Annotated in this window: 13 protein-coding genes and 1 riboswitch; of the genes, 2 read left to right on the top strand and 11 right to left on the bottom strand. The window is 59.3% G+C overall.

Annotated features, from left to right (window positions below):
• Window positions 1–26 precede the first annotated feature (26 nt).
• Both AAHA41_RS17155 and AAHA41_RS17150 read left to right on the top strand, forming a co-directional pair.
• Complete coding sequence (locus AAHA41_RS17155; protein ID WP_323070837.1) at window positions 27–452, top strand: GNAT family N-acetyltransferase; 426 nt, start codon at window positions 27–29, stop codon at window positions 450–452.
• Window positions 453–456: 4 nt separating this feature from the next.
• The gene (locus tag AAHA41_RS17150) at window positions 457–957 is read left to right on the top strand and encodes a hypothetical protein (RefSeq protein WP_323070836.1); all 501 of its coding nucleotides are present in this window, start codon (window positions 457–459) and stop codon (window positions 955–957) included.
• A 312-nt stretch (window positions 958–1,269) separates the two neighbouring features.
• Here AAHA41_RS17150 and AAHA41_RS17145 read toward each other — a convergent pair whose 3' ends face one another.
• From AAHA41_RS17145 to AAHA41_RS17095, 11 genes are all read right to left on the bottom strand, one after another.
• The gene (locus AAHA41_RS17145; RefSeq protein WP_005348719.1) at window positions 1,270–2,391 is read right to left on the bottom strand and encodes an XRE family transcriptional regulator; all 1,122 of its coding nucleotides are present in this window, start codon (window positions 2,389–2,391) and stop codon (window positions 1,270–1,272) included.
• Between the two features lie 12 nt (window positions 2,392–2,403).
• Complete coding sequence (locus tag AAHA41_RS17140) at window positions 2,404–3,009, bottom strand: hypothetical protein (RefSeq protein WP_005348717.1); 606 nt, start codon at window positions 3,007–3,009, stop codon at window positions 2,404–2,406.
• Window positions 3,010–3,403: 394 nt separating this feature from the next.
• Complete coding sequence (thiH, locus tag AAHA41_RS17135; RefSeq protein WP_323069489.1) at window positions 3,404–4,624, bottom strand: 2-iminoacetate synthase ThiH; 1,221 nt, start codon at window positions 4,622–4,624, stop codon at window positions 3,404–3,406.
• A 35-nt stretch (window positions 4,625–4,659) separates the two neighbouring features.
• Window positions 4,660–5,427, bottom strand: coding sequence for a thiazole synthase (locus tag AAHA41_RS17130; RefSeq protein WP_040069445.1), 768 nt, complete (start codon window positions 5,425–5,427; stop codon window positions 4,660–4,662).
• A gap of 1 nt (window position 5,428) precedes the next feature.
• A complete protein-coding gene (gene thiS, locus AAHA41_RS17125) occupies window positions 5,429–5,635 on the bottom strand; it encodes a sulfur carrier protein ThiS (protein ID WP_101323398.1) in 207 nt (68 codons plus the stop codon).
• On the bottom strand, window positions 5,632–6,390 hold the full coding sequence (locus AAHA41_RS17120) for a HesA/MoeB/ThiF family protein (RefSeq protein ID WP_323069482.1): 759 nt from the start codon (window positions 6,388–6,390) through the stop codon (window positions 5,632–5,634). Before AAHA41_RS17120 ends, thiS begins: the two co-directional genes overlap by 4 nt.
• Window positions 6,380–7,987, bottom strand: a complete 1,608-nt coding sequence (gene thiE / locus AAHA41_RS17115) for a thiamine phosphate synthase (protein ID WP_323069479.1) — start codon at window positions 7,985–7,987, stop codon at window positions 6,380–6,382. The genes AAHA41_RS17120 and thiE overlap by 11 nt, the downstream gene beginning before the upstream one ends.
• The gene (gene thiC, locus AAHA41_RS17110) at window positions 7,984–9,975 is read right to left on the bottom strand and encodes a phosphomethylpyrimidine synthase ThiC (RefSeq protein WP_323069476.1); all 1,992 of its coding nucleotides are present in this window, start codon (window positions 9,973–9,975) and stop codon (window positions 7,984–7,986) included. Before thiC ends, thiE begins: the two co-directional genes overlap by 4 nt.
• A 279-nt stretch (window positions 9,976–10,254) precedes the next feature.
• A riboswitch (TPP riboswitch) is annotated at window positions 10,255–10,367 on the bottom strand.
• 77 nt (window positions 10,368–10,444) lie between these two features.
• Window positions 10,445–10,960, bottom strand: a complete 516-nt coding sequence (locus AAHA41_RS17105; protein WP_005342946.1) for a MerR family transcriptional regulator — start codon at window positions 10,958–10,960, stop codon at window positions 10,445–10,447.
• A 56-nt stretch (window positions 10,961–11,016) separates the two neighbouring features.
• Window positions 11,017–11,502 (bottom strand): hypothetical protein, encoded by a 486-nt coding sequence (locus tag AAHA41_RS17100; protein WP_323069474.1) that lies wholly within the window; start codon window positions 11,500–11,502, stop codon window positions 11,017–11,019.
• 84 nt (window positions 11,503–11,586) lie between these two features.
• Window positions 11,587–12,009 carry a hypothetical protein gene (locus AAHA41_RS17095; RefSeq protein ID WP_323069473.1) on the bottom strand — a complete coding sequence of 141 codons (423 nt, stop codon included), beginning with the start codon at window positions 12,007–12,009 and terminating at the stop codon, window positions 11,587–11,589.
• Window positions 12,010–12,021: the final 12 nt, after the last annotated feature.

The following is a 12,021-nucleotide window of genomic DNA, read 5'->3' as shown; positions in this document are numbered from 1 at the left end:
ACAACCACCATCAAGCAGGAAGCACTATGCAACTCACCCCACCCCAACCGCCTCAGGACGATGATGTTGAAGCGCTGCGCATTGGCCTGACGGGCTACAACGTAAGCCAGGCTGGCCCTCAACTGTACGAGCTTCGGCGCGAGCGGATCGCCAGCTTTATCAAGGATAGAGAGGGCAAGGTACACGGCGGCATCATCGCCGACATCAAGTGGGGGTGGCTGCACGTCGACTGGCTCTGGATTGACGAAAGCATCCGCCGTGATGGCTGGGGCGGCCGCCTGCTGGGCGCCATGGAGCAGTACGCCCAAAGCAAGGGCATCAACAACTACCATCTGGAAACCACCAGTTTTCAGGCCCTCCCCTTCTACCAGAAGCAGGGTTACGAGGTCTTTGGCCAGCTGCCCGATATGCCGCCGGGGCATATCAGTTACTTCCTGAAAAAGCAGTCATAAGCCGATGAACAGCCGCAACAGCCCTGCAAGAGACAAGGCGCCGGATAGCAGGAATCTCTCCTTCTACAGGCGCCTTGCCTTGCTCTTTGCGCTGCTTGCAACCAGCTCCAGCGCCTTTGCCCTGTCACTACACGACCTGGATCCTGCATTTGAGCGGTGCGAAGCAATCAAGTCACAGCACAGCGCCACACTGCCCGCAAAAAGCGACCCCTTCTGGTCACTGGAGAAGGAACAACAGACGACAGTGCTGATCTACCTGCATGAGAAAAGCATGGAGCGCTGCACCGCAGCAGAAGTAGATGTGCTGGCGCTCAAGGCGTTCCATCAGGCGGTAGCGGGAGACCGTACCTTTCTCGACACCCTGATCAAGGCGAGAGCCACCACGCTCACTCCCTCCCAGCAAGCTCAGTTGCAGCAAGTCGGCCAAGCAGAGCTGGATAGATTGGCCGGGATGAAGGAATTTGCTCAGCCCTTCTCGCTAACCGAATACCTCAAGCAGCTTTGAGTTGGAAAAGATAACCTACGTACTTTGGATATAGGAATATCTGGCAACAGGGACTAGTAATCCTTTTCATCTCTAAAATAAAAACTTCAAGCTCTACTATTTAATTGGCAGAAAAAATTAACACTAAGTCAGATTATTACACTGGATAAGCAAAATGCTATTATCTAGAGTGATAGGTTCACTCTGATTTATAAAAATCGTTACACATTTTTTAGATTTAGAGTAGATGTTTTTCACAAAGACTATAAGAAATTATTTTTAAATAAATCACGTACTGTATGTAATGGCCCCTATAGGGGCCATCGATAATAGTCAGAAGTTGAAAGGAACAACTACATCGTCAAATTCAATCTCATCAACTTCTTCATAGTGAACACCACAGATATCTGCTAACAGTCTTGCATGTACTCCAAGCTTTTTAGCAAGCATATCAAATGATATTCCTAATTCATTCTTAAGTAACGAGATACTCTCCTGTAAAACATGTGGCTCTTCCATAGCCAGTTCATCATCTAATCTTTCTTTCCTTGTTTGCCGTGTCTGACTAAACCAAACATTGGCACCTCTATATTGCTGTGCGTTAATAAAACCCAAAAAATGGGCGCGATATATTATTGCCTTTGCACTAACCTTCCATCTAATCTTGAGATCGTATACTTTTTTCCAATTAATAATGCCATCTCTTCCCAAGCAAGATGGAAACTCTCTTGCAAAAGAGCTTCGAGGAAAAAGAAAGGCACTAGCAAAGGCATCCGCTTCACGTTCAGTTTGCTTGCAACCAGTTTCAATCCCATCATGCATAACTAGATGCCCACACTCATGGGCTAGATCAAAACGCATTCTGCATACACTTTCTTTGGCGGAGTTTCGAATTATTATTGGATATTTTCTATTAACTGATAAAGCATCAACCTTTTCAGAAACACCATCAAAGCAAGTAACAATTGCACCCTGATTTTCAACAACATTGATCATGTTATCGATGGGTGCATCTAGCGATAGCCCCCATCGTTCTCTTGCTCCTTCCGCAATCTTTTCAATTATCGGCGAAGTTAATACATCTATTTTACTGTTGTCGATAAGATTAAATTTATTCTCAGGCATATCCAAATGCTCATGCAACTCTGTCACTAATTGCTCAAGGATTGTACTGTATGCCTGAACTCGTTCTTTCACACCCACAGGGGTGGTCTGTCTCTTTCTAAAATGGCATTGTTCTGGTTTCACATCACCAGAAAGAGGTCTTTCAAAAAAATCTGGCTGTACTCTTAGATACTCAGCAAGAGCATTCGTGACATCAGATGCAGGAGCACGAATATCACTTTCATACTGATGTATGCTTTGCCTAGATACAGATACAGCTTCACCCAACTCTTGCAGGGTAAAGCCATTTAATATGCGAGCCAGACGAAGTCGCTCACCATAGAAAGTCATGGACATAATCTACTAACCATTGTCACTATCCTCCACTTTTTTGATTTTTCTCTTGATGGAGATAGATGCTTTATCAGTTTTAATAGGCTCAGGAAGGTCTTCGTTAATAAGACCCAAAGCTGTTACACGCTCATCAAGTGCAATTTCCCAACAGGAAACTTGAACACTATTCTGAAAACCAGCAAACGTGACTCGTTCTACATAGCGAAACTCATCTACTTCAATGGCAAAAAACCAAAGCACAGTTGCGGCATCCCCAATCTCTGGGGGCAATAGCGACATTTGTTTCATCGCTTCAACAGAAGGAATTAATCTGCGTTCCTCTGGGCAAGAGGGTCTCCCACGATATAGCCGAACGGGAACAGAACTAACAGAGAAGGTAAATTTTCCATCTGGTTTGACAATTCCAAGCCATGGCCATCCCGCATTATCTGCAGCCGCACGAATAATTCTGTTACGCGAGCACTCATACGCTCTCATACCTGTCGCACGGGCAGTATCACCAAGTTCATCATCATGCCTGTCAATAACATCATCTCTGACATCTCGGATAAGAGATGCAAGTCGTTTTAGTCGCTCTTGTGATAATGCCGGATTTAATTCCCACGGTTTTTGCATACTTAGAGATCCTCTAACAAGGAGTTGGTGTAGCCCAGAAGGGTGCTCGGTGAAATGTCCTTGCATGATCTTGCGTTTTCTTTGATTTGTCAAGCCACCAAGAAAATGTCATCTCGTTTTTGATTGTTCAACCTCGATGGCCTACAGAGGAACTGGAAGCCCTTTTATGTTCCTAAACCCAGCTCAAAATCGGACATAGGGTGGATAAGGCAACCCCTCGCACAGAGTTCCATTTACCCACAGCTATTTTTACGCCAGCGAAACAATGCCAACGACAATCGTTACACCAGAGAGACAATCCTGCTGGAGCAAACAAAGCAAAGCGGCAAGCAGTGGCGGGGATATGCCCCTCCGATCTGCTTGCCGCTATCTCTTACTGCAGGTGTAAACGTCGTTAACGACCCAAAAACGGCTCCCAATCCTTGAACACCGGCTGCAACCCGGCCTGCCGCACGGCGGCGGCCACTTCCCCCACCGGGCGGTCGTCGTGGATGGCGAACTGCTCCAGTTCCTCTGTATCCCCCTCGGCATAGCCACCCGGCTGGGTGCGCGACTCGGCCGACATCTGGGTGATGCCAAGGCGCACCGCACCGTTGCGAAAGGTGGCCGACTCGCGGGTGGAGAGGGACAAGTCCAGCGTCGGCGAGAAGAGGCGCCAGGCACAGATAAGCTGGGCCAGCTGGCGATCCGACATGACCACGGCAGGCTCCAGCCCACCGGTACAGGGGCGCAGGCGCGGAAAGGAGAGCGAGTAGCGGCTCTGCCAGTGGTGGCGCTCAAGCCAGCTCAGATGCTCGGCGACAAAGTAGCTGTCGGCGCGCCAGTCCGAGGAGAGACCGATCAGCGCCCCCAACCCGATTTTGTCGATACCGGCGCGGCCCAGCCGATCCGGCGTGGCGAGGCGCCATGCGATGTCCCGCTTGTTGCCGCGCAGGTGATGGCGGGCGTAGGTGGGGGCGTGGTAGGTCTCCTGATAGACCATAACGGCGTCGAGGCCGAGGCTCTTCAGCTCGGCATATTCGGCCTGCGAGAGGGGCTGCACCTCCATCCCTACCGTGCTGAAGTGGCGGCGGATGATGGGCATCACCTCGCGAAAATAGGCGAGCCCCACCTTGTGCTCGTGCTCGCCGGTCACCAGCAGCACGCTGTCAAAACCGCGCGCCTTGATGGCCAGACACTCGCACTCAATCTCCTCTACATTCAAGGTCTTGCGCTTGAGGCGGTTGCTCATGGAGAAGCCGCAGTAGGTGCAGTCGTTGGCGCAGAGGTTCGACAGATAGAGCGGCACATAGAAGCCGATGGTGTTGCCAAAACGCTGACGGGTGAGCCGCTCGGCCTCGGCCGCCATCTGCGGCAGATACGCCTCGGCGGCTGGCGAGATCAGCGCCATAAAATCGCTCAGGGTGCGGCGTGGTGCGCTCAGGGCGCGTGCCACATCGGCGGCCGTCTTGGCACGGATCTGCATGCCGATATCGTCCCAATCAAGCTCCTGCCAGCGGTCGAGAAAGGTAGGCTCCTTAACCCTTACACCCAGTGCCCTCACCCCCGGCCCCTCTCCCAAGGGGAGAGGGGGGCTAAACACATCCGCCTCGGGAGAAACCGAGAAAGAGGACATGGCGATTGGCTCTTGCCCCGAGCCAGCATCATGACTCATAACGCCCCCAGAAAATCGGTGAGCGGGCTGGAGGCTTGCGCCTGCAGGGCGCGAGCGCCAAGGCCAGCTTCATAGGCGCTGCGACCGGCGGTGCAGGCCAACGCAAAGGCGCGGCCCATGGCGACCGGGTCGCCGCTCACCGCGATGGCAGTGTTGACCAGCACGGCATCGGCACCCAGTTCAAAGGCGGCGGCGGCGTGGCTCGGCGCACCTATGCCCGCATCCACCACCACAGGCACATTGGCCTGCTCGACGATGATGGCGAGAAACTCCCGGGTCACCAGCCCCTGATTGGAACCGATGGGCGCACCGAGCGGCATCACGGCGGCGCAGCCCACCTCTTCGAGCCGTTTGCAGAGCACGGGGTCGGCGCCGCAGTAGGGCAGCACCACAAAGCCCTCTTTCACCAGCTGCTCGGCGGCTTTCAGCGTCTCGATGGGATCGGGCAGCAGATAGCGCGGATCGGGGTGGATCTCCAGCTTCAGCCAGTTCGTCCCCAGCGCCTCGCGGGCGAGATGGGCAGCAAATACCGCCTCGGCAGCGGTCTTGGCGCCGGAGGTGTTGGGCAGCAGCTTGACCCCGAGTTGCAGCAAGGGGCTCAGGATATCGTCGTGGGCCTTGCCCGGTTCGAGCCGCTTGATGGCCATGGTGACGAGCTGGGAGCCGCTCGCCTCAATGGCGGCGGCCATCAGTTCCGGGCGGGCAAACTTGCCGGTGCCGGTAAAGAGGCGCGATGAGAAGGTGTGATCGGCAATGGTCAGCATGTCAGCCTCCCGCAATGGCGGTAAAGAGGTGAATTTCGTCCCCGTCATTGAGACGGGTCTCGGCCCAGCGGCCTCGGGGCAACACGGCGCCGTTAAGGGCCACCGCCACCCCCTGTGGATTAACGTCTTGCGCCGCCAGCAGGTCGGCCACACTCTGCCCTGCCGCCAGCGACTGGGCTTTATCGTTGAGTCGAATGGTCAAGGTCATGGGGTGATCTCCTTGTTCAAGCCACAAACCGGGCAATCGGGATCGGGGGCGAGAGTGAGGGTCTGCCACTGATGGGTCAAAGCATCGAAGCGGCGCAATGTGCCAGCGACCGGACTCGGCATCCCGAGCAGCAGTTTCAATGCCTCCAGCGCCTGCAAGGAGCCCATCACCCCGACCAGCGGACCGGTGACGCCGCTGGTCTCGCAGCTCTGGCTCACCTTGGTATCCAGCGGATAGAGGCAGGCGTAGCAGGCGTGCTCACTGCTGGTGCGCGCCATCAGCTGCCCCTGCCAACCCACTGCGGCAGCGGAGATCCAGGGCTTGCCCTGAGCCACGCAGGCGGCGTTGATGGCCTGCCGGGTGGCGAGGTTGTCGCAGCAGTCGATCACCAGATCCACCTCGGCCACAAACTCCGGCAGGCTGGCGGCATCGAGCCGCTGGTTGATGGCAATCAGCTCCACCAGTGGGTTGTGGGCCGCCAAGCGCTCGCGGGCCAGCTCCGCCTTGGAGTGATTGACCGCCTCGCTATCGAACAGGATCTGGCGCGGCAGATTGCTGGAATCCACCGTATCCCCATCGGCCAGCCACAAGGTGCCCACCCCGGCGCCAGCCAGATAGAGGGCGAGCGGCGAGCCGAGCCCGCCGAGGCCGACGATCAGCACAGACTTATCTTTCAGCCGCGCCTGACCCGCCTCCCCCACTTCCGCCAGCATCAGTTGGCGACCGTATCTGAGGTATTCCGCATCAGAGAGCATGTTCAGCCTCCCGTATAACAGTGGCCGAGCGCGGCTCATCCCCTGCCCCCACGGCAGCGAGCAGCCGCTCGGTCGCCCCCTGCCAGTCGTCGCTGGCAGTGATGGCCGAGACCAGCGCGATACTGCCGACCCCGCTTGCCTTGACCGCCGCCACCCGCTCCTCGCTGATGCCGCCGATGGCCACCGTCGGCCACTCCGCCATCAGGGCGCGGTAGCGATGCAGCCGCACCAGCCCCTGCGGGCGCGAAGGCATCGCCTTGGTGTTGGTCGGGAAGATATGACCCAGCGCCATATAGGAGGGGGCCAGCTCGCGGGCCCGCATCAGCTCGAAGTAGCCGTGGGTGGAGATGCCAAGGCGCAGCCCGGCCGCCTGAATGGCGGCGAGATCCGCCGTCTCCATATCCTCCTGCCCCAGATGCACGCCCCAGGCACCCGCCTCGATGGCCTGCTGCCAGTAGTCGTTGATAAAGAGCCGCGCCCCATGGCGGCGACCGAGCGCTACCGCATCGCGAATGGCCGGTGCCACCTGAGCGGCGGGCAGATTCTTGATCCGCAGCTGGATGGTCTTGACCCCCTGCCCCAGCAGGCGGCGCAGCCACTTGACCGAGTCCACCACCGGATAGAGACCGAGGTTGTGTTCGGTCGGCGCGAAGGGGCCCTGCGGCAGGCGGGCGCTGCTTGTCTCATAAAGTCCGAAGCGGCGATCGAGGGTTGAACCCGCCAATACGGCACGGGGGAAGTGAGCCAGATCGGCGGGCCAACCGAGATGGGCGATGGGGCCGGGGCCTGCGCCCACTCCTTGCGCCGCCGCCAGCCCCTGTTGCAGGTAGGCACGCGCCAGGGTGATGGCATCCTCCACCGGATAATCCTGCGCCACCACGGCGGCGATGGCGCTGGCGTAGCAGCAGCCGGTACCGTGGCCGTGGCGGGTATTCAGGCGCGGCGCTGCGAGCCAAAATTCACGCTGCTCATCCTGGTAGTAGTCGAGGCAGAGATCGCCGCTCCACTCCAGATGGCCCCCCTTGATCAGCACGGCGCGAGCGCCGAGTTCACGCAGGCGGCGGGCAGCGAGGCGCACCAGCTCGGGACTGCTGACCGGCAAGCCGGTCAGGGCCTCCAGCTCGGGACCGTTGGGGGTGATGAGCGACAGACGTGGCAGCAGCTGTTCGCGCACCGCCTCCAGCATATTGGGCTCCGCCATCGGGGTGCCGCTGCTGGCAATGGCCACCGGATCGTAGACCACGAAGGGCGCCTCGATGGCCGCCAACCGGCGGGCCAGCACCTCGACATGGAGCCGGGTCGGCAGCAGACCGATCTTGATGGCGGCAGGCGGCAGATCGACGCCGAGGGCGTCGATCTGGGCGGTGAAGGTCTGCATCAGTACGGGGTCGACCATCTTCACCGCCACCGAGTTCTGGGCGGTGATGGCGGAAATGACCGAGCAGCCGTGCACACCGAGGTCGTGCAATGTGTGCAAGTCGGCCTGAATGCCGGCGCCACCGCCGGAGTCGGAACCGGCGATGGTCCAGACAACTGGGCGGGAGTCCGTCACAGGCGGCAGATTGGCCGGGCTGACAGCCCCGCTTGCGCTGCTCACGCCTCCTCCCCTGCGGCCTGTTTGAGCGCCGCCGCCTGATGGTAGATCTCGCCGCCAGTCTCCTTGAAGGTCTCCGCCATCCGGGCCATGCCGCTCTCCACCTGAGCTACCACCTGCTCCTGCTGGCCGTCCATGCCGACCAGCTTGATCTCAACGGCCTCCAGCTTTGCTGCGTAGTCGCGCACATCCTGAGTGATCTTCATGGAGCAGAACTTGGGCCCGCACATGGAGCAGAAGTGAGCCACCTTGCCGGACTCCTGCGGCAGGGTCTCGTCGTGGTAGGCACGGGCAGTGTCGGGGTCGAGGGCCAGATTGAACTGATCCTCCCAGCGGAACTCGAAGCGCGCCTTGGACATGGCGTTGTCGCGGATCTGGGCACCCGGGTGACCCTTGGCCAGATCGGCGGCGTGAGCGGCGATCTTGTAAGTAATCAGCCCCTGCTTCACATCCTCCTTGTTGGGCAGCCCCAGATGCTCCTTGGGGGTGACGTAGCAGAGCATGGCGCAGCCGTACCAGCCGATAAGCGCGGCGCCGATGCCGGAGGTGAAGTGATCGTAACCCGGCGCGATGTCGGTGGTGAGCGGGCCCAGCGTGTAGAACGGCGCCTCGTGGCAGTGCTCCAGCTGCTCGGTCATGTTGCGCTCGATCATGTGCATCGGCACATGACCCGGCCCCTCGATCATCACCTGCACGTCGTACTCCCACGCGATCTTGGTCAGCTCACCCAGGGTGCGCAGCTCGGCGAACTGGGCCTCGTCGTTGGCGTCATAGACGGAGCCCGGACGCAGACCATCGCCCAGCGACAGCGCCACGTCATAGGCGGCGCAGATCTCGCAGATTTCGCGAAAGTGCTGGTAGAGGAAGTTCTCCTTGTGGTGCGACAGGCACCACTTGGCCATGATGCTGCCGCCGCGCGAAACGATGCCGGTGAGGCGCTTGGCGGTCATCGGCACGAAGCGCAGCAGGACGCCGGCGTGGATGGTGAAGTAGTCCACCCCCTGCTCGGCTTGTTCGAGCAGGGTGTCGCGGAACAGCTCCCAGGTGAGGTCTTCGGCGATGCCGTTGGTCTTCTCCAGCGCCTGATAGATGGGCACGGTACCGATGGGCACCGGGCTGTTGCGCAGGATCCACTCGCGGGTCTCGTGGATGTAGCGACCGGTGGAGAGATCCATCACGGTGTCGGCACCCCAGCGGGTGGACCAGACCAGCTTCTCCACCTCCTCTTCAATGCTGGAGGTGACCGCCGAGTTGCCGATGTTGGCGTTGATCTTCACCAGAAAATTGCGGCCGATGATCATCGGCTCCGCTTCCGGGTGGTTGATGTTGCTGGGGATGATGGCGCGACCGGCGGCCACCTCATCACGCACGAATTCGGGGGTGATGTTCTGGGGCAAACGGGCACCAAAATCGTGGCCCGGATGCTGGGTGCGCAACAGTTCAGAGCGCACCCGCTCGCGCCCCATGTTCTCGCGGATGGCGATAAATTCCATTTCGGGAGTGACGATGCCGGCGCGGGCATAGTGGAGCTGGGTGACCCGGCGGCCCGGCTTGGCACGGCGCGGCTTTGGCAGATGCTCGAAGCGCAGGTGATCCAGCCCCTCGTCGGCCAGCCGCTCCTGAGTGAAGGTGGAGCTGAGCCCCGGCAGCTCGTCGGTGTCATCGCGCTCCAGCACCCAGTTCTCCCGCAGGCGCGGCAGGCCGCGGCGCACGTCGATGGCGACCCCATCCTCCCCGTAACGGCCCGAGGTGTCGTAGACCGGCACCGGCTCGTTAGGTTCGAATTTGGGATCTTCTTTGGTGCCGCCGACGAAGGTGTCGGCCAGCTGGATCTCCCGCAGCGGGACACGAATATCGGCGCGGGAGCCTTCGATAAAGATGCGGCGGGAGTTGGGGTGAGCCATCCCCTTGAGGCTGTCGATAAAGGCCTGAGCGCTGGAGCGCTGCTCGCGGCGGCTGGATTTGGCGGTATCAGATACAGAAGTAGACATAGCAAAACTCACATTAACTGGTTGAAGTTATGGGTGTTTGCTTGTCTGGAGTTCGAGGAGAAGATGAACTTGCGGCGGGGGGTTTATCTCGGGAGGGAGTGCACGCGGGATGGATCTCTACGCCGCTGTTCTGCCGCTTCCCGCTCTCTGCACGCTGTGGGCAAGGCGCCCCACGTGCTGGACAACCGGACGGGACAGACTCCCTCCTGTGCGCCCTGACCCATCAGGGTTACCCCTTCGATGAGCGGAAGAGGCTTGTTCCTCCTCCGGCGCGGTAACCCGCAAGTTACCCTTGTTCCCTTCGCAGGTTTTAACCTGATCAGGTTCCACGGATCCCGAATTAACGGTCTCAGCTTCGCGTCGTTCGACGGTCAGCACTCCGACAAGATGGCGCCAGTATAAGGGGGAAAATCCAAAGCACAAGCCGTTAACAATGTGGGGCAACGGCTGGTGCAGTGGTCAGACGGGGTTACTCCCCGCGCGACCAGGTGCGGATGGCGGCGATCTCCGCGGCGGGGATCTGCAGGGATTCGAGGAATTCCTGATGGGCCTGTGGCTCCATCTTCTCGAACTGGATATGCCAGTTGCGCATCATCTCTTCGGTCATGCCTGCGGCCTGCATGATGGCAACCCAGCGAGCCTTGTCTACCATGGGGATCTCCTCGTGTGTCTGTTGGCGATAGAGGATGATGGCCCGCTGTTGCCGCCTCAGCTCGGCGATCTCCTGCTCCAGTCGCAGCAGGTGACCATCGAGGCAGGAGTGGCTCTCCTGCCTTGCCGCCAGCAGGGTGCCGATCTCTTCGAGCGGCAGCCCCATGGCGCGAAAGCTGGCGATCTGCCGCCCCCGTTCCAGCTCGGCCTCGCCATAGCGGCGATAGCCGTTCTCCCCGCGCAGGGCGGGCAGCAGCAGACCGAGACGTTCGTAATAGAGCAGGGTGGTGCGGCTCAGGCCCAGTTCTCTGGCCAGCCGGGTAATCGTCAACATAGGGGTTCCTTCATCCAGCGTGCAGAGGATAAACCCGCCTATCGTAGACGGGTCAACTACTCCTCTGGATTGACGACAAGAATTTCGCTTAAGCGGCCCCGTTCGTCGCGGGTCAACACCAGTGCACTCCCTTCATGGAGATCGGCAGCCGAGCCGTTGACCCAGCGCACCTGCGGGTTGAGTGGCACAGTACCCAAAGCTGCCAGTGTGAGTTGCCGTTCATCGAAGGATTGCAGGCGATCCTCTGCCCGCTGCCACTGCCCGGCACCCGTCGGCGATCTGGCCGTCAGCAGCTCGATCCGGGTGGCAACGCCATCGGCCACCAGCAGGGAGAGGCGATCACCCGGCCGCAGTGGCTCTGCCCAGGGTTCACCCTGTCGCCAGACCGGAGCGCTGCCCCGCTCCACCTCGGCCCCCTGAAATTGCAGATGGATGCCGTCATCATGTTCCAGATCCACCAGCCACAGTTCGTCGGCAATCGCCTGCGCGGCACAGAGCGGCAAACCATACAGCCACGCACACCACTTTGTTCTCTGTTCCATGTCGTTCGTCCCTGAACAAAAAGCCCATGCCGGATAAGCATGGGCTTCATTCAGGAACATTGCGAATCTGCGGCAGCGATCGGGTCACTTGTCCTCGTGGCAGCGGCTCAGGCGCATGCCATCAAACTTGCACTCCAGTTCGAGCCAGCGTCCCTCGAAGGGGGCCAGGCTGTTGTCCGAGGTGGTGTAGCCCCAGATCCGCCCGCCCTCGACCGGCCCTTCCAGATCCATCTCGTCCTTGTCATCTTCATCGAGGGCCTCGACCTTGCGCACATAGCGCACGCCGTTCTCCACCACCCCATTCATCTCGACCCAGGTGCCGCCGAGATCATCCTCGTTGAGCCAATCCTTGAAGCGGGTCTGGTCGTCGATCACGAACGGCAGACCGTTCACCATCAGCTGGCCAAGCTGCCAAGTGGTGCGGCCGGTCAGTTTGAATTCGGCAGCCTGCGCAGATCCGAGCGGCAGCAAGATCAGCAGCAGGAGAGCACAGAGATACTTCTTCATCGTGGATCCTCG

The organism is Aeromonas sp. SER (assembly GCF_038739615.1).
Lineage (GTDB): Bacteria > Pseudomonadota > Gammaproteobacteria > Enterobacterales > Aeromonadaceae > Aeromonas > Aeromonas jandaei.
Note: the sequence above shows the minus strand (reverse complement) of the source record. Positions and strands in the feature narration are given on the sequence as shown.